The organism is Pseudoalteromonas sp. SMS1 (assembly GCF_021530565.1).
Taxonomy (GTDB): domain Bacteria; phylum Pseudomonadota; class Gammaproteobacteria; order Enterobacterales; family Alteromonadaceae; genus Pseudoalteromonas.
This window is the reverse complement of sequence record NZ_JAKGBI010000017.1, coordinates 54,734-80,122: the sequence shown is the minus strand read 5'-3', so window position 1 is coordinate 80,122 and position 25,389 is coordinate 54,734. Positions and strand designations below refer to the sequence as shown.

The following is a 25,389-nucleotide window of genomic DNA, read 5'->3' as shown; positions in this document are numbered from 1 at the left end:
TATTTTACGACCTCGAGTGAAACGATGAGGCCGCCAAAAATGCACCACTTTGGCAACGACGAAACAAGTTTAAGAAAATTTAAACAAATAAGATAAACAACAGAAAATGGGGCGTTAGTTACCCAACGCCCCTATTTATTTTTTATTGCCAGGGCCCTCAATTCGACCCAGTCATGTGCCTACTGCATTACCGCTTTAACCAACTGCGCGTGACGCACCACATGTTGATGGTGGCAGGCCAACTGTTGCTCGGTTAACTGCGCGCCGTTTGAAGATAGATGGCTGCGATAAGACGCAATGTCACTGGCCAGACGCTCACTAGACCACCATACCTGGGTAGTTAGCCCTGTCGGTAAGCTGGGTAACGTACAGCCGCTTTCCCGCTGTGCCTTAAGCCGCTCGCTATGCGCAAACGTCTCAGCCAATTGAGCCGCATCGATGGCACTGTAGGGCAGCGGTAACTGAGCACTTTCGGCTTGCCAAAATGCCGTTAACTGCGCAGTGAGTGCATTGACTTCAAGTTCAGCACTTTCCAACAAAGGCTTGAAGTGCGCATCAATTCGGCTTGACCAAGCCGAACCACCATTATCAACCACCAAAGTTAAGAACTCATGCACTGCTTCAAATTGCGTCACAACACGTGGCTGGGCAGCGGGGATCCAAGAGTCTGCCAAGTACAAATGCGTCACAGATTGACCTGTGGCTGCGAGTAATACCGCCACTTTTGCCGCCAAAAGCCCGCCCATAGAAAAGCCCAATAGCTCAATACTTTCACCGCTAAACTGCGCGGTAATTTTTTCCGCATAGCGCGCTGCAAGTTGGTCAAAATCGGCCGCTTCAAGATCCACTTTACTGGGTACTAAGGCGAACAAATTTACTTTCGCTTCAAGTTGCTCAGCCAATTCGCGGTAACTCAAAGTAAGTCCCAAGCCATCATGAAAACAAATCACCTGACGGTTACCTGCTTTGTGTGTATTCAATGGTGTAATTGCCTGTGCCTCGCCGCTCGTTAAAGCCTTCGCCAGTTGTGCCACACTGGGTGCTTGGAATAGGACGCCCAAATCAAAATGTAATGGTGCCGCTTCTCGGTCCGCCCAGCGTTTCACCAACTTAATCGCTGAAATAGAATGCCCACCCAACTGGAAGAAAGAGGCACTTCGACTTACCTGCGAAAGCTCCAAGACTTCTGCGAATATGGTAGCCAAACGTCTCTCTAAATCACCCTGTGGCGCTTCATACGCCACGGCTTGGGTTGTAAACGAAGGCAGTGCCTTGCGGTCAACTTTGCCATTCCCCAAGCGCGGCCACTGCGCCACCACCATAAATGCCGACGGCACCATCGCCTCGGGCAGCTTTTGTGATAAGGCAACTTGCAGCGTTGCTGTCGCCTCACTATCGAGTGCGCCCTCAGCAAACTGGTTAGCGACAATATAAGCTTGCAAAGTGACCTGACCATCGACTTTATCGGCAATCACCAAGCAATGTTCGATGCCCGCAACTTGCTCTACGCTATTAGCCACTTCACCCAGTTCAACTCTAAAGCCGCGTACTTTAACTTGATCATCTTTACGCCCCAAAATCATCACTGAATTGTCTGGCATATAACGCGCGAGATCACCCGTGGCATATACGCGCTGATTCAATTCATCATGTGTTGTAAATGCCGGGTGTTGTGGTTGAGCCAGATAACCTTCACTTAGCTGTGCTCCCGCAATATACAATTCACCCACTTCACCATAACTGCACACCTGCCCAGTGTGACTCAAGATGTAAGTTTGAGTACCCGTAAATACTTGACTCAACTTCGCCACGCCACCATCACCTACCTGATAGCGATGGCACATTACACCGACAGTGGCTTCACTGGGTCCATAGTGATTATAAATCTCACTGTGAGGCGCCCACTGTTGTAGCGAGCGTAAAAACGTATTTGGACACGCTTCACCGCCAAGAATTATCTTTTGCGGGAAGTAAGGCAGTGCTTTTAGATCGCAAAGCGCCTGTAAATGAGAAGGGACAATCTTGATACAATCAATCTGGTGTTGCTGTAAAAAGGCCGTAAATGCCGCGCTGTCCATGCTTTGTTGCTCATTGGCAATACATAGCTGCTTACCCAAATACAAGGCATTAAACAAGCAGGTATAACCCAAGTCGGCGGCCACGGTTGCGGTTAGGGCAAAGTTTTGCTGCGCCGCTAAATTCAACGCTTCACTCGACGCATGACAATAGGCACTTAATTGCTGCTGACCAATACGAACACCTTTAGGAGTGCCAGTAGAACCCGACGTAAAAATAGTATACGCCAAATTGCTTGCTATCGATTCAAGTGCCGGTAACGCAACATCACGGTCTGATTGCAATGCGTCCAACGTGACACCCAAGTCAGTCGATGCAGCAATCACCACCGCATTATCAAACTGCGCCAATACTTTATCAATGCGTGCCTGAGGCCAACTGGGATCTAAAGGCACAAAGCCAAAGCCTGCACGCATGCTCGCCAGCATCGCAACGATTAACTCTGTGCTTCTTGGAAGCAGTAATAAAACAGGTTGCAAAGACGCGGGTTGCTCTGCCAATAAGCCTTTGGCTACTTCCTCGACTCGCTGCCAAAGTGCTGCATAATTCAGTGAGCCTATTTCGTCTGTCAATGCTGAATGAGTTGGCTGAGTCTGAGCAAAGCCATACACGCGCTGCACCACACTCTCTAATTGCTCACTCAGTTCTGTGCCATTCATAGCGAACAACTGAGATTTATGACTGTCACTCAGAATACTGATATCAGCAGACGGGAGCTGAGCATTACCCGTGGCAATAACATGGAGGACTTGCTCCAATTGCGCCAGCAAGCTTGTCACCGCGGCTGTGGAATAACAGCCTTGAGCATAACTTAAAGTCAGCGTGCCATTTTGAGAAATCGCAATCGTTAATTGCTGACTGTGTCCTGTATGCCAGCCAGGTTGAGATTCGTGCAGTGGCAGCACATAATCTGTTGCACTCAATGCGGCATTCAATTGCGATTCGTTCGCACTCAGTGCATATTGACGGTGGTTCTCACACTGTTCATTCAAATCGCTCAACCATTTCTCTAGCGACTGCTCAGGCTGATATTCAACGATTAATGGCAATGCTTGTGCGTAGCGACCAATGGCCCCCTCAAACGCCTCATCTTCTTGACGAGGATCGTAGTGTAACGCCGTTACAAAGCGTGGTGTGGTTGCCAAACGCGCCATCAACCACCACCAAGCGTATTGCGTCAGGTTTGACGCAGATACACCTAATGTCTCGGCGTAGCTGCTCACCCCTTGCCACACACTGGCGTTGACCGAGTGCTGTATTTGACTAACACTGCGTTCACCTTCACTGACAGCCCCCATGTTATAAGGCAGCTGTAATGCGGAGGGTACATCACCACTCAAGTAATTTTGCCAAAATGCTTGTCCAGCCAAGCCTTCATCTTCACTTTGCATCTCTTGTTGCCAAGCAACAAAATCTGGGAATTGAAGCGCTTCTTCATCATCTGGCTGGCCATTAATAATCGCCGCGATGAGCTCAAGGGAAGGCAAATCTACAGCGCCTGCAAAACCACGTAATGCCAGCAAGCTTTGTTCGCTCGTTTGCACATACGTGAGCTGCAAGTTGCAGCCACTTTGCGGTGCCAAATCCACAGGAGATAATAACGCCAACTGAGCGAGACTCGGTATCCCCGATTGCGGCCACTCAATGCTATCCACCGCAATTTTTGCGCTTTCACTCGGCAGAGCACGCAAACCTTTAAAGCCCGCGATTTGTTGATAGTTTGAAGCGAGACTGATATGAGATAGCACCAATTCGTCAGCATAACTTTGCACACGCTGATACGTCGCAGAACAAGGTACCAGCAACTGCACAAGTGGTAGTGACGCGTTAATATCAGCAGTGAAACACTGCTGATTGGCCGTCAGTACAACCCCTTGCTGATATTCTTCAATGTATTCAGCGATCATGCTAAACACTCCTGATTGGCTTTCGCCTGCTCAGCATTCGCCGCAGATAATTGCGCTTGAGATACCATGTCCCCCATAGCCACCACAATTTTACGTGGTTCTTCATATGGGTCACGGGCATGGGCAGCCAGCATGTTATCTAGCATCACCACATCGCCCTTTTGCCAATCAAATCTCACCGCACAGCGCTCATATGCTTCACCAATGATCGTCATTTCTTCGTAACTAATTGGCGTCCCATCACCAAAGAATACGTTGCGCGGCAAATATTCGTGACCAACCATCTCGATAAGATCATCGCGTACACTTGCCTCTAAACAAGACTCATGGTGCAGTTGCACTTGATTAAAGAAAGATTCCTCACCACTTAAGTGGTGTTTGATCACACCATGCGTTTTAGTGCGTGTTTGCAAGCCACCATTGTCCAACCAACGGAACTCGGTGTTGCTTGCCGTTAGACGAGCTTCTACCTCAGCTTTGTCGTCGGTTTTATAAAAATCTTGCCAAGCCACATCTAGGTTTGGAATAAAATTACGCACGTATAACAGCTCTTTTTCTTTGATTTTTGCCACCAGCTCTTCAGGTAGCTCTTTGAGCATACGACGACAATCCACAATTGGCGTTGCACCACCGACCTTCGAAGGCAGTTCACAGAAGAACCACTGCTTGCGTGGCCATTTACCTAAATGGGAACTTTCATTGTGATACAGGATCATCTGACGCTCTGGATAAGGTGTCGACTTATAGGTTTTTTTACCACCTTCCTTTTTCGGTAAGTCGCCATATTGGCCATAGAGGCCCGGCTGAATGGCATCAGCAAAAGACTCAAATTCTTGCGGCGACTGAAGCGCGAAATTTCTAAAAATGATCCCACCGTATTGTTGTAAATAACCGTCTATCACATCGCGGTTATTGCTTGCCCAGTTGATTGGGTCAAGATCGGGGGACGTCGGCTCTACGAGAATTGGAAACTGCTCAGTCTCGGGTAAAAAGTATGTTTTTATCGGTGCAGCTGGTGCCTTTGCACGTTTTTTAAGACCTTTTTTTAATCCTGAAAATGAATTTCCTCGGGCTGCTTTTTGCATAGTTTTAAATTCCTGAATCATTGGCGAAATTACATTGCGAACAGGCTGTTCGCTCATCTCTATGAGTTGCAACACGCATTGCTGCCAACGCCCCAACCATTGCTGCATAATCTCTGGGTTATAAAGCTGTTTTCTAAACACCCACTGGCATTGCAACTCATCCGCCTCAATGACGAAGAGCGCGCTATCAAATTTACTGCTAATCGTACTTAAACTCTCCACCGGTGTTAGGCTAATTTCGGCCATTGGCCACTGTTGCTGTGGCGTGTTTTGCATCACAAACAATTGCTGCACCAGGGGCTGAATATTGTTCATGCGCGGTGTCTCGACCAACTCAGTGAGAGACTCAAGTCCCAAGGCTTGATGGGCCATTACTTGCAGTGACAAGTCTTGAGTTTTCTTAATAAAATCAATAACTAAAGATTCTTCTTCGAGCTTACTTCGCTGTGGCAAGACCCGCACAAAGAAACCAATGAGTGCTTCAAGTGCCGGATTTTCACGCCCAGCAAAGTCACTGCCCACAATCACATCTGGCTTGTCATTGATGGCATGCAAGAACAAAAAGTACCCAGAAAGCAACAGTGCATTGAGAGAAAGACGCTGCTCACTGGCAAATGCTTTTAAACGCTTGGTTTGATCTGCATCAAAAGACCCAACCACCAAACCGCCTTCATTACTTAACTGTGCCGGACGAGGATAATGGTTTGGCAAGGCGCTATTTGTTGGGGCCGCCGCGAGGTGGTCGCGCCAATAATCACGTAACAACTGACCGGCTTCTTGGCTTTGCATAGCCTGTTGCCAGTGGGCATAATCAACATAGTCAATCTCTAGTGGCTGCCAATTTGGTGACTGTTGGCTTGTCAGCGCTTGGTAGGCCTTGCCTAAGTCATCAATTAACACGCCCGTCGACCAACCATCCGATATGATGTGGTGCATACTGACAGACAATAGAAACTCACTCGCCGCGAGTTTCACCACCATGGCACGTAGTAGAGGCGCAGATGCTAAATTAAACGGCTGATTTTCAAATTCTGTTTGTAACGTTTGCGTGTGCTCATTCCGCTGCGTTTGCGTAAGATGTGACAGGTCATGGGTGGCTAACGTAAACTCAACCTCATCAGCGACAAGCATGCTGGCTTCGCCTAAATGCTCTTCAAAACGCATACGCAGTGATGCATGACGAGCAACCACCAGTGAAAATGCCTGCTGCAACAAGGCAATATCCAAGTCGCCATGCAGTGTCACGGCACCTGAAATATTAAAGGCATGTTTATCTTGTTCTTGCACCATCTGATCAGACAACCACAAGCTCATCTGTGCAGGAGCAAGCTCATAACTAGGTTGCCTGTCTACTTTCTCAAGTACCGGGAATACATTGGCTGATGCCGAGGCTAATCGTGCTGATAAAGCGGCCACGGAGGGGGCATCAAAAATATCTTTAACAGCGCAATTGAGCGTTAAGGACGCACTGATGCGACTGGCCAATTGCAATGCAATGATTGAGTCGCCACCAAGAGCAAAAAAGTCATCTTCACGCCCTATCGGTGATTGCTTCAGGACCGTTTGCCAGATGTCCGCTAATTGCTGCTCTTGTTCGTCAGCGGGTGCGACAAAGGCTTCACGATGACTGTCTTGTACCTTAGGTAGCGCATGACGGTCAATCTTACCAGAGTTATTCAGCGGCAATGCCTCGAGCACCACTATCACACTGGGCACCATATAATGCGGAAGTACTTGCGCTAACTGGGTTTGCAGCGTGCTACTTTCAATGTCGCTGCCTGCCACATACGCGACCAAACGTGTGCCGGTTGGTAGTTCTTCAGCGATTACCACGGCCTCAGTGACATTCGATTGGTGATACAGCTGCGCCTCAATTTCACCCAATTCAATTCTAAAGCCGCGAATTTTCACTTGGTGATCGGTACGACCAAGGTACTCCAAGTGGCCTTGCACATTATATTTCACCAAATCTCCGGTGCGATACAGTCGACTGCCGTTATCGCAAAAGGGGTTTGCCACAAAGCGCTCAGCACTGAGTTCTGGACGATTTAAATAACCTCGCGCCAGACCGGCACCGGCGATGTATAGCTCGCCGGCAACCCCATTTGGTACAGGATTGAACGCATCATCCAAGACATAAAACTGGGTAGCGCGAACGGTTTCCCCGAGGTGTATTTGACCATCAACCACACGCTGGCAGGACGACCAGATCGTTGTTTCAGTCGGCCCATACATATTCCAAAGCGTCACATCATGGGCCAGCAGCGACTCGGCAAGCTCCGCAGGCAGCGCTTCGCCGCCACACAGGCCAAGTACCGGACGCTGTATCAGGTTTTCAGCCATTAGAGCCCGCCAACCCGCCGGCGTTGCTTGAATTAAAGAAACTGCCGCCAATATTGATTCGTTTAAATCACTTTGCTGTTCTGCAACCAGCACCTGTGCGCCCGCATAAAGTGGCAGATGTAATTCAAGGCCAGAGATATCAAATGACAATGAGGTCAGGGCCAGCACTTTATCACTCGATTGCAGAGTGAATTTATTTTGCATCGCGGCTAAAAAGTTACTGAGATTTTCATGGCTAATCGCCACCCCTTTTGGTTTGCCTGTGGAGCCTGAGGTATAAATCACATACGCCAATTGCGCCCCGTGAATATTCACGACAGGCGCAGACTCAGGTTGTGAATCTAGCGCAAGTGTCACGGTATTAATCGCCACGACCTTGTCTGTCAACGCCACTTGCGTATTGTGCAGCACCAGCAAAGACGCGCTGTGCTCTAAAATATAGTCTATGCGTGACTGTGGTAACTTAGGATCAACGGGCACATACGTGCCCCCAGCACGCATTACCGCTAACATCGCCACTAGCATGTCAACGCCTCGGCTAAACATCAGTGCCACGGTTTGCTCGGCCTGTAACCCTTGCGAATTCAAGTAATGCGCTAACTGCGCACTGCGTTTATCCAAGTCTCCATAAGTCAGGGAGTGACCATGAGGCTCCATTACCGCAACTTGCTCGGCATGTGCGCTAAAACACTCGGTCAATCTGGTTAGATAATTCTGCGCAGGTGCCATTGGCTCAACGGAGGCGAGGGGTTGCTGTACAGCCAAGGAGACGTTACCCATTGCTTGTTCTGGTTGCGCTGCCAATTTCTCAGTCAACACTAAGAAACTCTCTAGAAGATGGGTTAGTACCTCTGCTTCATAGTGCTTGGGGTCGCCCTCAAACTGAATCAAAATCGAATCGGCTTGCTCAACCACTTCCAATGAAAGTGGAAACTTGGCCTCGAATTGATCCACAATGATCGGCGTCAACGGCAATGGCATCGGCCCATCGCTACTTGGTTGATACTCTGAGAAATTGTACATGGCCTGGAAGTGACTTTGCTCTCCCGTTTGCTGCCACCCCAACTCTCTTGCCAACCATTCGTAAGGCACCAATTGATGATCAATTACAGCCAAGGTGTGCTGCTGTACAGCGCGTGCTGCCTCTACTAATGAACGCGCCGGTAAAGCCTCATTTTTATACAGCTGTGTGTTCACAAAAAAGCCGACAATTTCACTAATATCTGGGTGGTTTCTCGCCGCAGTTGGCACCCCTAATAAAAACTGCTGTGTATCACTAAAGCGAGATAAAACAACTTGGTATAGTGCCATCGCCAACGACGACAGCGTCAAGCTATATTGCTGGCACACTCCGCGCAAAGATTGGGTTACCTCAGTCGGCAACTGCGTTTTTGCCAAAATGGCATAGCGGCCATCATCCTCTTGTGTCGCCTTCGGTATATTGAGTTGTTGCGGCTCAAAATTGACGTAGTCACGCCAATAATCGCAGGCCTTTTGACCCATTTCGGCCTCAAGCGCACCTCGTTGCCATTGGGCATAATCGAGATATCTTAGCGCCGTTGGCGCAATATATTCACCAAAGTAGGCGCGAGCAAGGTCACGCAGAATCAAATTTGCCGACCAGCCATCACTGGCGATGTGATGGTTGTCTAGAAGCAGGATCCCACCTTTATTAAATGCTAGCCAAGCCGCACGCATTAGTGGGGCATGAGATAAGTCAAAAGGCTGGGCAAACCAGTTTTTCACTACATCTGACGATAATGCCTCTACGGCTGATTCTACTTGCTGTGCCTCTGGTAGTGCCAATTCAATAAGTGGTACTTGCGCATGGTCGACGAGGTACTGAACTGGCGAATTGTCATCGCTAAAACGTGTCGCCAGTGCCTGATGGGTGTGGACTAATACATTTAAGGCCTGTTGTAGCTTGGCTAAATCCAACGCTGTCTCAATGTAGTAAGCACGGGGCACATTGTAGGAAATAGACTCTGGTGTCAGCTGTTGCTGCAACCATAATCGTTGCTGCTGAAATGACAAGTGGCCAAAATTATCCGCATGACGAGGGATCTCGCTGTGTGTTTCTGGTTGCTCAGCAAATAGTTCACCAAGTAAGTCTAGGTCTAATTCATCGGCCAGTGCGTCAAGAATATCGTCGTTGTTCATGTGTATCTCTAAAAAAGGGAAAAGGGAGTCACAGACTCCCTAATGTAAAGATTGATTTGATTAAGCGATTAGCTGCTTAAACCCAACTTTTGTTGTAGTGCTTCGCGCTGCTCTGGCGAGAGCGTAGCCAGCTTTAATTGGGTCATGGCGATTTTTTCTAGCTTTTGCGCATCAGGGTGCTTAACACTCAATGCGGCCGCTAACTTCACGATGGTGGCGTTATCAAAAATAATGCCTGGGTCAACATCCATTAACAGTTGCTTTTTAATCCGTGTTACCCATTTGATGGCAGCTAGAGAGTGGCCGCCTAGGTCGAAGAAGCTAATATCACAGCTGACTTTTTCAACTTCTAAAATATCGGCCAGCGAGTCTGCTAACCATTTTTCTAGCTGTGAACTTGGCGCCACGTATGCCACGTTTTGCAGCTCATTTGCTTTAGGTAACTGAGTACGATCAACTTTGCCATTGGCCAACAGTGGCAGTTGCGTTAGCGCGATGAAAAATTGCGGCACCATGGCTTCAGGTAAATGGTCGCGCAGGTGCGTTTGCAAGTATTGATTCACGTCACCATCTAGTAGGCCAGATACCTGATTACCTTGATATTCAAACCCAGTTAAATAAGCCACTAATGCGGTTTGGCCACCAAGATTTTGCGCCATGACATAACATCCTACTGACTCAAGCGTACGGCTTACACTTGCAGCAACTTCATTGGGCTCAACCCTAAAGCCGCGAATTTGTACTTGGTCATCTTTTCGGCCTGACAAACTGATGGTGCCATCAGGCATATAACGTGCGACATCACCCGTTGGATATAATCTGGGGGCCCATTGGCTATCACTGATGAAGCCTTCACTTTGCCCTTTACCTAAGTAACCACGTGCCAGTTGCGTACCCGCAATGTGCAATTCGCCTTGCTCACCAACCGCACACAGCGCACCGCGCTCATTAAGAATATAGATTGACGAGCCTGCAAATACTTGGCTTAACTTTGCCACGGTGCCGGCAAAGCTTGATAAATCATGGTACTGATGAGACAACACACCGACCGTCGCTTCCGTCGGTCCATAGTGGTTAAATACTTCCGACGTTGGGCTCAAGCGATGGATCTTTTGAAGTAATGTCGGGGCACTGGCTTCACCACCAAGGATCAGCTTGTTTGGTAGAACTTTTGGCTCACTCTCCAACAGCGCTTGTAAGTGAGAAGGCACAATCTTAACCACGTCCACTTGCTGCGCACTGACGTATTGGGCAAAAGCCTGACCTTCCAGCACGGCCTGTTCAGGGGCAACCACTAAACTACCGCCATTGTAAAAAGCATTAAATAGGCATGTATTACCAATGTCAGCCGCAACCGTTGAGGTCAAACCATAACGCTGCTGGCCAAGATTCATTGCTTCACTCGAGCCAAAGCAGTAGTGTGCCAACTGAGCGTGTTCAATCACTACGCCCTTTGGCGTGCCCGTAGAGCCCGATGTGAATAGAACATACGCCACTTGTTGCGCGTTAGGCAGCGCAATTGAGTCCGCGACAGTGAGTTGTTCTGCTGCAGCCAACAACTCAACTAAACCTATGCTGTGCTCATCACTTTGTGCTGCAATGTGGCGGGCTGCACCAGCGGCTGCAATAATTTGCTGTTGGCGCGAGTCTGGCCATACAGGGTCCACTGGACAATAAGCAGCACCAAGGCGTTGGATCGCTAGAATCACCAATACTTGCTCGAAGCTGCGCGGCAGCGCAACCGTGACAATATCATTGCTGGCAACGCCCTGCGCTTGCAAAACATTAGCAATACGCAATAAACGTGCATCCAAAGTGGCATAGTCTAAGCTTTGTTGGCCGTCTGTTAGGGCAAGTTGTGTTGGCTGAGTCGCAGCAAAGTGTGCAATTTTATCAAACAGTAGCGGCACTTCCGTGGCGGCACGGTTTAACCCTAAGTGACGCTGTTGCTCCTGCTCTGTGGCAAGCTGTAATTCACCCACTGGCGTATTTAGTTGACTACCTAGTTGCTGCAATAATTGCTGATATTGCGCTAACAAGGTTTGTGCCGCTGCGTCACTGTAGGCTTGGCTATCATAGCGTAGCGCCAGTTGTGCGCCTGTGTCTTGTAGTACACACGTTAAGTGTAATTCGCTGCTATCGTCCAAGCGTAATAATTGGCCATACGACTCGCCGTGCCACACCTGCATAATGCAGCTCGGCGACCAGTTTAATTCGTACTTTTCCATGCCCTGATAGGCTTCGGCCCATTCAAGGTGTTGTTCGCATTGAAACGCAAACTGACTCAGCCATGCAGTCAATGATTGGGTAGGATCCACTTCAATGGCAATCGGTAAATGTAACTGGTAAACGCCAAGCGCCCCTTCCAGTTCTTCACTCATTTGTCTCGGGTCGTAACCAAGTGCAGCGCTATAGCCCGCACTTTTACTAATACGCGCGAGTAATAACCACCACATCGCATGTAAAATCACTTCACTGTCTAGTTCAAGTTGCTCCGCCAAACCATCGATACTTTGCAGAATTGAATCGCTCAGTGGCACCGCACAGCTTTGCTGCGTGCGCAAATCAGTGGCGGCAGGCGCCTTGTGATAAGGCAATTGAAAGTGGTTATCTAAAGGCTGTAATTTTGCGCTGAATTGCTGCCAATACGCCGCCCCTTGGGCCGCTTCTGGTGCTTCATTGATCTCTTCAAGCCAAGCTAAAAAGTCCGGATATTGAATGGCTTCAACGTCGTCTTCCACACCATTGAGCAATTGACCAATATAGTCATAAACACTGGCAATATCTAACGCTAATGCATTGGCATGGATCAATAAATACGCCTGCTGCTGACAAACAAAATGGCTGAGTTGAATGTTTTGTCCATGTGCCGTATCCAATGTAATAGGGAGCAGCTTAGCTTGCTCTGTTGCCACTAAGTCAGCTTGGCTCGTAACCGCTTCACAGGTTAGGCTATGTTGTGCACTTGGCACCTGACGCGTACTTCTGAAGCCTTCTACTTGTGTGAATGCAAACTGCAATATGAGCTGTTGCTGCGCAATGACCTCAGCACGCTGCGTCAGCTCAGCCACTGTTAGGCTGGGTTCGATTGGCACCAAAACACTGTGCACGGCAACGGCGGCATCATCTTGTTTTGATACATGTTGTTTTTGTTGAACACTCAGGCCAAGGCCCTGCGGATACGCATCGATATATTCTTGGATCATGCCAAATGTCTCTTGCAGTAAATTTAGAGCCATTTGGCACACGTGATTGCATCCAAATAGCCCATTATGAAAAACCAATAATGTGCATGCCCCTCAAGGTTTGGTGCCAATAACATGAACGCATAGGGCGTCCTAAAATGCATTAAATGAGGCTATTTTGCCCACAACCTAGGGATGTGTCTTAATGACGAGCAAAGCCTTAGTTTTTTTAAGGAAAACCCATAAGTTTCTGTGAACGCCATAACTGAGCCGTATTTTGTTGATCAAAATCAAGACTGGTTAAATAACAAAAGCCAAGTGCAATAACGCGACTTGGCTTTTGGGTAGACGGTAATGGTCGAATTACTATTTTTTCAATTTACCAAATTTTGCCATTTTACGTTTTTTCATGCCGCCACTGCGTTTCGGTTTTGGCAGTGCTTGTTCAGGCTGAGACGCTAAAGTTGCTAACAAATTCAGCCACTCGGTGATCATCGCTTGCATTTTATCTTTCACATAGAGCGCACGCTTAAACACCATATTGCCACTCAAACCTTGCGCTGTTGGTTCAATAAAGATGGCCGAGTCGAATTTACTGGTAACGCCCTCGCTCGGCAATTCGTTGATTTCAACGCCTGCAACAGGCCAACGCGGTTGCGGCGTATTTTGCATTACGAATAACTGTTGGAAAATCGGCGATACCCCGTTTTGACGCGGAGCATCTGCCACTTGCGCAATGCTCTCCAGCGTCAGCAGTTGATGGTCTTGAACCGCCAACAGCTGCTGCTGCACCTGTTGTGCGAGGCTAATAAAGCTCTCGTCGGCTTGTAGCGTAATACGCACAGGTAACACCTTAATAAAGAAACCAATTAGCGGTTCCAAAGCAGCCTCTTCACGCCCTGCCAAATCCGTGCCGACCACTAGGTCTTGCTGCCCCGTTTGCTGGCTTAAAAACGCCATATAACTGGCCTTTAATAAGGCAAATAACGACAAGTTATGTGCTTCGCTCAACGCGTGTAATTGCGCTGTGAGCTGTGGTGCGATATCAAACACCACCTGCTCACCTTGACTGCTCGGTTTGTCTGGACGCGGTAAGTGCAGGGGTAAAACACTCACCGGCGGAGCGGCTTGTAACTGCTGTTGCCAAAACGTCTGGTTTTGTTCACCTTCTGGCGATGCCAAACGTGCAGTTTGCCAACTTGCATAATCAGCATACTGAACTGCCAAAGGCCTAAGCTGAGCGACTAAACTGCTGTCTCCCAACTGCTCAGCATAGAATACCCCCAGCTCTTGAACCAGATTGGCAATCGACCAACCATCACTGATGATATGATGCATGCTCACCAACAATTGATAATGTTGCTGACCCAACTGCAAAACCTTAGCGCGCATGAGTGGTGCGGTACTTAAATCAAAGTGCTGTTGCTCGAACTCGTTTCGTAAGTGCTGCGCCAGCAGCACATTATCTACTTGCTCAACAGTCAACTTAAGGGTTGCGTTATCAAGCACTTCAACACGCGGCTCACCTTCTACATCCACAAACCGTGAGCGTAAAACCTCATGACGCTTAAGTAACGCATTGAATGCTTGCTCAAGGGCAACCACATTCAACTCGCCCGTCAATTCAACGGCCCCCGCAATATTATAAGCCGCTTTATCGGCTTCGCTGGTACTGAGTCGATCCGTCAGCCACAAGCTTTGTTGCGCAGGAGATACTGGCATAAGCGCAGTACGCTCAACATGTGTCAATGCCAATCGTTCAACCCTCTGCGAAGACACAGAGACACACTGAGCAAGCGCTGCTAGGTCTTGCGCACTGAAGATGTCTTTCACTGCGATACCGTACTCGCCGAGTTCATTGATACGTGGTACCAAGCGCAGTGCCGTTATCGAATCTCCCCCAAGGGCAAAGAAGTTGTCGTGACGTCCCACCTGTTCAACCTGCAATAACGACTGCCAAACGTGCGCAATTTGCAGCTCGAGTTCGCCTTGTGGCGCAACATAGTCGCTGGCGTTATCCGCCAAGTCCACCTCAGGCAAGCGTTTACGGTCCACCTTACCATTTTGGTTAAGTGGCAGCTGTGCCATGATTTCAATGGCTTGCGGTATCATGTACTCGGGCAAGGTTTCACGCAGTTGCGCCTGCACGTCATGCGCGGTGAGTTCAGTGACCGCATACGCCACTAAAACAGACTGGGCCTTGACGTTTTGAACCGCGACAATGGCTTGCTGTACACCCGCGAGTGCGCTGAGCTGCGCTTCGATTTCACCCAACTCAATACGATGACCACGTATTTTGATCTGATCATCCACACGACCAAGATATTCTAGTTGGTCATCTTCGTTCCAACGCACCAAATCACCCGTGCGATACAAACGCCCGCCTTGGTCACCAAATGGGTTAGCCACAAAGCGCTCGGCCGTTAATTCTGGCTGGCCAACGTAGCCCTCAGCAAGACAACTGCCACCAATATACAGCTCACCGGTTGCCCCTTTTGGTAGCAGGTTAAGAGCCTCGTCCAACACGTAAACTTGGCGGTTACCCACAGGCAACCCGATCGGGACGTAGCGACCTGCCACTTGTGACTGTGCATCACCTATCCACAACGTTGGGGTTACGACCGCTTCGGTTGGACCATAGGCATTGACAAACTGTGCTTGAGGTAAGCTTTGCTGTGCTAACTTAAAGTCCCCTTGGTGCCAGCCTTCGCCGCCTACGATACACAATCGCACCGACCTTAATGTTGATACATGACGTAAATACGCAGGCGGCAGGTCCACAACCGTTACGCCCGCAGTGGCGGCGTATTCAACCAGCGCATCGGGACTGAGTGCCTTGGGATCCACCACGCTCAGTTGCGCACCACTCAGAAGCGGCATAAGTAACTGCTCTAGCGCGGCATCAAAGCCCATCGAAGCAAATAATAATGCATGATCATGATGCTGATACTGGTAGGTCTGCTGCATCGCGTAGCAATGATCTGTCAAGGCTTGATGAGACACCCCCACCCCTTTTGGTCGCCCCGTCGAACCGGAAGTAAAGATCATATACGCCAACTGCTGAGGTTGAATCACTTGCTTTATTGAAGTAGCAGGATAGTCAACCACTAAGTCGTCTTCCAAACGCTGAACCTGAGTACCTTGCAGCTGGGTACTCGTATCATCACTGAGCACCAGACTTGCGCCACTTTGTTGGACAATATACTGCTGACGTTCGATGGGTAGGCTCGGATCAACCGGCACATAGGTCGCACCTGATTTTAGTACCGCCAGCGCAGCAACGACCATGTCTGTGCCACGCTCGAAGCGTACAGCAACTACTTTGTGTTGCTGTGCACAAAGATAATGTGCCAAACGATTACTCTGCGCTGTCAATTGCTGGTAATTGAGCTCAGTATCCGCAAATTTCAACGCGATATGATGCGGATACTGCAGCGCAATTTCGCCCAGTTGCGCTGTCACTAAAGAAGCTGCTGGATGCGTTTGACCTTGACCAAGCACATGTAATTGCGCTTGCGTTGCATCAGGAAGTAATTGCAAGTCTGCAACGCGCTGCGCGTGTGCGCTCACTAAAGCGGTCAGTAGAGTGCTAAGCGCGCTTGCCAGCTCTACACGACGCGCTTTACTGAAGCGTTCTTTGGCAAATTCAAATTCAATATTCGTCAGGCCATGGCTGTCTTCATAACAGTTCAGTACGAGTTCAAACTGCGCTTCGCTGCCATCAATGGTCACAGGGCTCACATCCAGATTGGGTAATGTAAGCAGGGCATCGCCGTCCACACGTTGGTGGTTAATCATCACTTGAAATAGCGGTTGTGCGAGATCTCGGTCTAGATCAAGACTGTCTAACAGCTGCTCAAAGGGTAAATCTTGGTGCGCTTGTGCGCCTAACATATGGGTTTTGACCTGTGCTAGCACTTCACTCAATAACGTATCACCGCTTATTTGTGTGGTGATCACTTGGGTATTAACAAAGAAGCCCACTAAAGATTCAGTGCCTGCGGTATGGCGATTGGCGATTGGCATCCCAACGCGGATCGTAGACTGACCACTGTAGCGATGCAGTAACACCTTGAGCGCAGCCATCAAGACATTAAATAAGCTCGTATTATTCGCTTTAGCAAAGTCCACTAAGGCTGCTTTTAATTGCGAATCAAGCTCCACTTGCTCCGTTATGGCTTGGTAAGTACTTTGCTCAGAATTTAAATCACTGGGCAGGCGCAGTGCGGATAAATCGTCCCCAATGACACTATGCCAATAAGCCAACTGCTGAGCTTTCACCTCATCATTCAACCATGCGCGCTGCCACTGAGCGTAATCGCTGTAACGTATTTTTGTGGTGTCGGATAAGCGCAATGCGCCCGCCTGTGCTTGACCATATGCCTTGGCAAAATCATTGATAATGATCTGTAGTGACCACGCATCGGAGATAATATGGTGCATGACGACCACCAGCTCATGGCGCGTGTCACTGTGCTTGATAAGCCCGACTCTAAACAGGTTGCCCTCAGTCAATACAAACGACTGAGCGACAAAGTTTGCTCGCCACGTGCGACTCTCTGCGCCCTCGGATGCATCAAACTCTTGATAAATACACGCACTTTCAGTGGCAATATACTGAGATACCTGCGCATCTCGGTCTTCCACATACACAGTGCGCAGCGCATAATGACTGTTTTTGACGTAATCCAATGCCTGCTGCAATGCGTGGGTGTTGAGCTCTCCATCCAACATCAACGCGCCCTTAATGTGATATGCACTGCTCTGTGGCGAGAGCTTCCATAAGAACCACTGACGTTGTTCGGCAAACGATAACCCAGTGTAAGTGTCAGCATTGCGTACCAGCGCTACGCGATTGGTTGCGCTGTTGCCATCAATCAGTGAAGCCAATTGCGCGAGATCTTCAGTGCTAAATAGCTGCGCAATTGCAAAGTTTAACCCATTGCTCTGACTTTGACTGGCAACACTCAATGCCTTGATTGAATCTCCCCCAAGGGCGAAGAAATTATCACCACGGCCAACTTTTTCTGCACCTAATACAGACTGCCAAATGGCTGCAAGGCGTAACTCCGTCTCGGTTTGTGGCGCTTCAAATGCTTGGTCAGCTTGCCACTGCGGTTTTGGCAGCGCTTTGCGGTCAATCTTGCCATTGCTGTTATGTGGCATATCGTCCAGTGCGATAACCAGTGCTGGTACCATGTAATCTGGTAGCCACTGCGCAATGTGGTTTTTTAGTTCCTCACCATTTAGCGCTGCGCCCGACACATAGCCAACCAATTGTGTGCTGCCAGTGCTATTGTCATCCACCACCACGGCTTCAACGACACCATCACAGCGATATAGTTGCGCTTCAATGTCACCGAGCTCGATACGGTAACCACGGATCTTCACCTGATGGTCGGTACGACCTAAATACTCAAGCTGACCGTGTTCATTCCAACGCACGAGATCTCCGGTGCGATATAAACGGCTACCATCCGTTGCAAACGGGTTGGCCACAAAGCGCTCGGCGCTGAGTTCAGGTCGCGCTAAATAACCACGAGCCAAGCCCGCGCCTGCAATGTAAAGTTCCCCAGCGACACCGTGTGGGCATAGGTTTAGCTGGTTATCGAGCACGTACAACTGGGTATTTAACGTTGCAGCGCCAAGGTGTACTGGCGGTTGCGTAACCCGATAACAACTCGACCAAATGGTTGTTTCGGTTGGCCCATACATGTTCCAAAGTTCAACACCCGTTGCGGTTAAATCAGCCACAAGTTCCGCAGGCAGTGCTTCGCCGCCACACAATGCCAATTTGCCAACCACGTCGGTCAGTAAATTAAGCGCCAACAGGCTGCGCCACCCCGCAGGAGTCGCTTGCAGTAGGTCTTGCTGTGCTAATAATTCAGGCGTGAGTGTCGTGGCATCATTTGCCACGGTCACGGCACCACCGCTTATCAGCGGCAAGTAAATTTCTAGTCCGGAAATATCAAACGACAAGGAAGTCAGTGCCAGTGCATTGACCGCCTCAGGTAACCCCAATTGGTGCTGCATGCCCAACAAGAAATTGAGTAGGTTACCATGGCTTATCGCCACGCCTTTGGGTAATCCGGTAGAGCCAGAGGTGTACAGGGTATACACCAGTTGTGCGTGATGACGTGCTTTGACTGGCGTGCTGTCTGAATAATTATCTAGTGCGATTTGTGAGACATTTAAACACGTGACTGAATTGCCAAACGTTGCAGTCGTATTGGTCAAAACAAGCGTTGCACCGCTGTGTTCAAAAATATAATCGCGACGTGCTTCTGGCAACTCCAACGCAATTGGAACATACACGCCGCCCGCCTTGCCTATGGCAAGCATCGCCACAATCATATCAAGGCCGCGGGTCATACTTACGGCGACGGGCATTTCGATATCTACCCCCGCTTGAATGAGCACCTGCGCCAATTGATTCGCGCGGCGGTTCAGTTCTTCATAGTTAAGTGATTCGCCTTGCTCGTTGCGCACCGCTATCACGTGTGGTGATTGCTGTGCTTGCGCTTCAAATAGGGCCAATGCATCAAAGTCAGGCAGCGCCTCGCTGTGCCCCTGACCCAACTGGTTAAGTACAGCTTGCGCCTGTTTATCTAACAACTGGATCTGGCCAAGCGGTTGATCTACTTGCGTTTGCACTGTCTCGAGTAAAAACGCTAAGTTGTTGGCACATTGCGCCACCAACTCAGCACTAAGCTGCCAGCTCTGATAAGCAAAGTTAATGGTTAGCCCTTGTGCTGTCTCGACAAACACGGTCAGCGGGTAATTGGTTTCTTCACGGTTTTCAACTAAGTTAAAGCGCGCGCCGCCTAATTCTGAGTCACCCAAAGTCTCCGAGATTGGGTAGTTTTCGAAAATCAGTAAACTGTCAAACAAGCCTTGCTGATTGAACTCCACCTGCCCTTCAGCTAGTTTTTGTATTTGATACAAAGGCGTGTGTTCAAACTCTCGGCTTGCCATACTGTCTTGCTGGCGAGCTTTGAGCCATTGCCCCACTGTCAGTTCATCGTCTAGCGTGCTGATCACTGGCAAGGTATTGATAAATAGACCCACTGTGCGATCACTACCAACCAAGTCAGCAGGGCGGCCTGATGTCGTCGCGCCAAAGCAAACCGCTGACTTGTTCAGCATACGCCCTAATAACAGCGACCAAGCGCCTTGTAAAACGGTATTCACCGTGAGCTGTTGTTGTTGTGCAAAGCGTTGTAATTGCGCAGCTTGTTGCTCGCTTAATTGCAACGTATGCTGCGCGTAGCCCTGCGACTCGTCCAAGCGTTCACGTACTTGCAACTGCGTTAAATAAGAGGCATCACCCAGTCGTTCAAGGCGACTTTGCCAGTAACTGTTTCCCGCGGCGTCATCTTGGTTCGCCAAATACGCTAAGTAATCTTTAAACTGACCCCCAGGTGCTGGTAATGTTTGCGCTTGGTAAGCGGCCATGACTTCAGCCAACACCGCCGTGCTACTCCAACCATCTAACAGCATATGGTGATAGGTCCAAATAAAGTGATGCTGCGCTGTCGCTTGTTGAACTAAGGTGAAAGACATCAGTCCCACTTGCTCTGTAACTGCAAACCCTGTATCAAGCAGTGACTTGGCAAGGGTATGTGTCGATTGTGCAGGTTCACTTTGCCAATCTAGTTCTGTAAACACAATCTGGTGGCCTTCTACCACATACTGAAGAGGCTGCTTTGCCGCCGACATAAAGCCACTGCGCAATGCCTCATGACGATCAACAACCAGTTGCCAAGCCGCTTTAAAGCGCGCCACATCAAGACCACTAATATCCAATCTCAGCTGATTGAGATACGCGGCACTGTGCTCCACCATGGTGTGGAACATCATACCCTGCTGCATGGGTGAAAGAGGATAAATACTGGTAACGTCCTGCTGTGAGATAGGCAATGCATCCAGCTCTGCTTGAGACAAGGCCAGCAGTGGCACATCGGCAGGTGTTAAGCGAAACTGGGCTTCGAGGCAATGTGCGATGACGTCACCAAACGCCCGTTCAAGCAATTGGCCAAACTCGGCCATATCAGCCTGTAGCAAGCATGCGCTGCTGTATGTCACAGCCAATTGCAGCTGACCATTTTGAATGCCACCATTGATGGTAATGTCTGCACTGAGTGGGTTTTCAGGGGCAATACTGCGGCCAACACCATCGGTGCTCATTTGCCATTGCGCCAATTGCGCATTGCCATTGGCATCGAGCTGACCTAAATAATTAAACTCTATTTGTGGTTTGCGCGTGCTACAAAGCGCCTGCTTTTGTGTCTCGTTGCCAAAATATTTAAAAGCACCGTAACCGATGCCCTTATTCGGCAGTGCACGCAAACGCTCTTTGGTATCAATAATGGTCTCTGCAATGTCCGTAAAACTAACCAATTTGACGGGGTACAGAGACGTAAACCAGCCTAACGTGCGACTTAAATCTAGTTGTGACTGCCACGGCTCACGACCATGTCCTTCGAGGAATACCTGCGCGTCATCAGCACCCGTCCATTGCTTCAAGGCCACACTTAACCCCGCCAATAGAAGCTCATCAATGTGTGTGCGATAAGGACGTTGCGCCTGCGTTAATAGGGAGTGTGTCTGTGACTCACTGAGTGAGATATTGAGCGTTTGTGCACGGTCCATGGTGTCCTCACCATCGGCAACAAAATTCGGTAAATCTAGCGCATCGCTATGCTGTGATTGCCAAATTGCAAATTCGTCCTCGTGGGCGCTGGGGTAAGTTTGTAATTGTTGTGCCCAGTATTGATAACTGTGGCTCTTTGCTGCAAATGCCACTGCTTTACCAGCTGCTGACTGCGCAATCCCCTGCAATAAGTCATCCACCAAAATACGCCAAGATACCCCGTCAATGACCAAATGATGGGCAATTAACAGCAACTGCTGACGGGTTTCACTATGAACATAGACAACGCGCAATGAATCACCACGCATGATGTTTAAACTCGCTTGTGCTTGCTCCGCCAATTGCAAACAGTAGCTATCAAACGCTTGCTCGGTGGTCGACTGATACCACACCACTTCACGGTAATCCGCTTCGTCATAGTCGCGATAAGATTGTAGCCATTCGCCTTGCTGCTGATATTGCAGCCGCAAGGCGTCATGGTGCTCAATCAGCGCTTGCACGCTCTCTGTTAGCGCTGCTAACCCTATGCTTGCTGGTGGTGTTAAGCGGATCGCCTGGTTCCAGTGATTAACGTGTTTGGGCTGCCTTGCAAAATATGTATGCTGAATGGGTAGTAGGGGCACTTCGCCACGCACACTCTGCGGGATCTTATCCGCGTCACTTAATTCACTCAGCTCACTTGCCAATTGCGCAATGGTTGGCGCTTCAAACACCTGCTTCGCACTCAGTGCAAACCCATGCTGGCGCATTGCAGCCACAATTTGTAAGCTCAAAATGGAATCGCCGCCTAGGGCAAAAAAGTTGTCGTCACGACCGATTTGGCTGTGACCAAGGACCTGCTGCCAAGCTTGACACAGCAACTCTTCGCGCTCACCTTGTGGTGCTTGATAGGTTGTTTGATTTGGCAGACTAGGTTCAGGTAGCGCTTTGCGATCCACTTTACCGTTACTGCTCAGCGGTAAAGCATCCAGTACCCGAATCGAACTCGGTACCATGTAATCCGGCAGCGCATCACTGAGCCCTTGATGTAACAGGCTTTCATCTAATGATTCGCCACTCACATAGGCGGCTAGACGCGCGCCACCATTGGGCCCAGAGATGGCCACAACCACCGCTTCTTTTACGCCCGGCTGGGCAAATAACTGGGTTTCGATTTCACCCAACTCAATGCGTAAACCTCGGATCTTAACTTGATGGTCGGTTCGCCCTAAATATTCGAGCTCACCCAATTCACTCCAGCGCACCAAATCTCCACTGCGATACAAGCGACTACCGTCATTGGCAAATGGGTTTGCCACAAAACGCTCAGCACTCAGATCTGGGCGATTAGCATAACCACGCGCAAGGCCAATTCCACCAATATATAACTCACCCACGGCACCAATCGGGCTGAGATTTAACTGTTGATCAAGCACCCACAACTCACAACCCGCTAGCGGTTTACCGATAGGGACTGCCTTATCGGTGCGACCATCACATTCGTAATAGCTGACGTCGATGGCCGCTTCTGTCGGCCCATATAAATTGTGGATTTCAAGTGCTGGCAGCAACTTCAAAGTGTCTGCTTGCAGGGCCGCAGGCAGCGCTTCACCACTACAAATAATGTGTTTAATACTGTCACATTGCTGCGCCAGCGGTTCACTGATAAAGGCCTGTAACATCGAAGGTACAAAGTGTAGCAAGGTCACCTGCTGTGCCTGAATAAGTGCGGCCAAATCACGCGGCTCTTTGTGGATCTCTGGCTCAGCCACAACCAGAGTTGCACCACGCATCAATGGCCAGAAAAACTCCCAAACAGACACATCAAACCCATATGGCGTTTTTTGCAAGACACGATCTGTTGCATCAATTGGGTAAGCTTGGTCCTGCCAGCTAATGCGGTTATAAAGAGCATGGTGATTATTGACCACCCCTTTGGGTTTACCCGTTGAACCCGATGTGTAAATCACATACGCCGCCTGCGCGGGCAAGATAGTCACATTTGGGTAACCATCATTTTGCTCAGCCAACGCCGTTTCAAGTGTCGACCACACATAGTAAGGTACCGAAAACGCACTGTTTTCGCGATTCCCCAACACCAGTTTGAAGGTGCTATTTTGTGCAATATACTCAACCCGATCGGCTGGTAAATGCGGGTCAAGGGGCACATACGCCGCGCCACTTTTCATCACCCCAATCAACGCTATCACCATCTCAAAACTGCGATCGAAATACACGCCTATTTGGTCTTCAGCGCCAACGCCTTGAGCAATCAGCCAGTTTGCCAACTGATTGGTGCGCTGTTCAAACTCTCCATAACTCAGGTGCTCTCCGGCGAATATCAGGGCACTGTGCTGCGGTGTTTGCTTAGCTTGTGCACTGATGATGTCGGCAATAGATCGCTGCCATGGATATGCCTCCGCGCCTTTAGAAAATGCTTCTAGGCACTGTTGACGTTGCTGCGGATACCAATCTAAGTATTGCAACGGCGACTGAGGGTGGTTAGCCACCGCAGACAATAAGGCCGCAAGTTCATCTAAACAGTGTTTGGCAAAGGCTTCGCTGTAAAGTGTATTGGCGAAATATAGATGTAGTGTGGTGTCCCCCGTGACTTCTTCAATCACATCTAATTGCAAATCAAACGGCATCGAAAAGCGCAGCGCTTGGGTATCTTTGAGTGATACGCCTTGCAAGGCATCCATGGCACCTTTGTCACGTTTCAAGTAGTTAAACATGACCTGAAAAAGCGGGTGACTACCAGTGCTACGCTCAGGTTTAATGGCATCCAAAAGATGCTCAAACGGCAAATCTTGATTAGCCTGTGCAAATTGTGAAAACGCTTTGGCTTTTTCCAACAGTGAGGCAAAACAGTCCTCTGGCGCAACCTCTAATCGCACCACTTGGGTATTAATAAAAAAGCCGATGAGACCATGGGTTTGTGCATGGTGGCGATTGGCAATTGGGACCCCTACTTTGACATCGTTTTGGTCACTATAGCGGTGTAATAGATACTGAAAGGCGCTCAGTAGCACTAAATATGGCGTCACTTGATGCTGTTTGGTCAGTTCTTGCACTTGTTGCCACAATACGTTTGGCAAAGTCAAGGACTGCGTACTAATGGGGTAGTTCCCTCCTTGTCTCGCTAAACTATTCGCAGGCAAGCGCAGTGGTTCAAAATCATCCCCAAGTGCGCCTTGCCAGCCCATTAATTGCTTGGCGAGTAACTCTGAATGGTCTTGCTTGACTAACCACAATGCATAATCTAAATAGTCAGCTTTAGATTCAATTGCAGGCAAATCTTGCTGAGATTGCAGCAGCGCATACGCTTGGATAAATTCATTAAATAACTGCTGCATCGACGTGCCATCAGTGACGATATGATGCATCACCACCAGCAAGGTACACTCGCCTTGTGCTTCTAATAAGGCAACGCGTAACAAAGGCTCAGCCGTTAAATCAAAGGGTTTGTCTGCAATCTCGAACGCCTGCTGCGCTACATCGCTTTGCGTTGGTATATCGATAAAGGTAAATGCATTGTCGTTTTGCAATTGCTGCACGGTGGTGCCTGCTTCCTCACTGAAACGACTATTCAAGATCCCGTGTTTTGCAACCAAGTGTGCAAAACCAGCTCGCACCCACGCCTTATTCAATTGCCCCTGAAACGTCAACGTGCCCGCCAAGTTATAGACGCTGTCTTGTGGGTCCAATTGCCACGCAGTCCACAGACGTTGCTGGGCGGGCGTTAAAGGCACTTTGGCCGTTCTATCTTGACGCACTGCCAACTGATTTTGTTGCGCTTTTGCCTGGCTGTCAGCCAATTTGGCTTTAAGTTTTAGCTGTTGTTCTTCAGTTAATGCGCCACCGCGCTCGCGTCTTCTTCTGCGCTTTTGCTCGCTCATGCTGATTCCACCTGGATCTCGATTATTATGCACTGCTAATCTGGTTGATTGAGTGAAATGGAGTTCAACATTTCTCCGTTTCACCACATCGCAATTGTTTAG

4 protein-coding genes are annotated in these 25,389 nt (G+C 49.2%); all 4 read right to left on the bottom strand.

Annotated elements, in window-relative coordinates; translation table 11 throughout:
• Positions 1-179: 179 nt before the first annotated feature.
• The 4 genes from L1286_RS17495 to L1286_RS17480 all read right to left on the bottom strand — a co-directional run bounded on the left by L1286_RS17495 (position 180) and on the right by L1286_RS17480 (position 25,287).
• Positions 180-3,983 (bottom strand): non-ribosomal peptide synthetase, encoded by a 3,804-nt coding sequence (locus tag L1286_RS17495; RefSeq protein WP_235408329.1) that lies wholly within the window; start codon positions 3,981-3,983, stop codon positions 180-182.
• Positions 3,980-9,571, bottom strand: a complete 5,592-nt coding sequence (locus tag L1286_RS17490; protein ID WP_235408328.1) for a non-ribosomal peptide synthetase — start codon at positions 9,569-9,571, stop codon at positions 3,980-3,982. Before L1286_RS17490 ends, L1286_RS17495 begins: the two co-directional genes overlap by 4 nt.
• 68 nt (positions 9,572-9,639) lie before the next feature.
• On the bottom strand, positions 9,640-12,810 hold the full coding sequence (locus L1286_RS17485) for a non-ribosomal peptide synthetase (protein ID WP_235408327.1): 3,171 nt from the start codon (positions 12,808-12,810) through the stop codon (positions 9,640-9,642).
• A gap of 312 nt (positions 12,811-13,122) precedes the next feature.
• Positions 13,123-25,287 carry a non-ribosomal peptide synthetase gene (locus L1286_RS17480; RefSeq protein WP_235408326.1) on the bottom strand — a complete coding sequence of 4,055 codons (12,165 nt, stop codon included), beginning with the start codon at positions 25,285-25,287 and terminating at the stop codon, positions 13,123-13,125.
• Between the last annotated feature and the right edge of the window lie 102 nt (positions 25,288-25,389).

Coding starts and splice junctions, on each gene's coding strand:
- L1286_RS17490 (WP_235408328.1), bottom strand. CDS start 9,571: ATGAACAACGACGATATTCTTGACGCACTGGCCGATGAATTAGACCTA.
- L1286_RS17485 (WP_235408327.1), bottom strand. CDS start 12,810: ATGGCTCTAAATTTACTGCAAGAGACATTTGGCATGATCCAAGAATAT.
- L1286_RS17495 (WP_235408329.1), bottom strand. CDS start 3,983: ATGATCGCTGAATACATTGAAGAATATCAGCAAGGGGTTGTACTGACG.
- L1286_RS17480 (WP_235408326.1), bottom strand. CDS start 25,287: ATGAGCGAGCAAAAGCGCAGAAGAAGACGCGAGCGCGGTGGCGCATTA.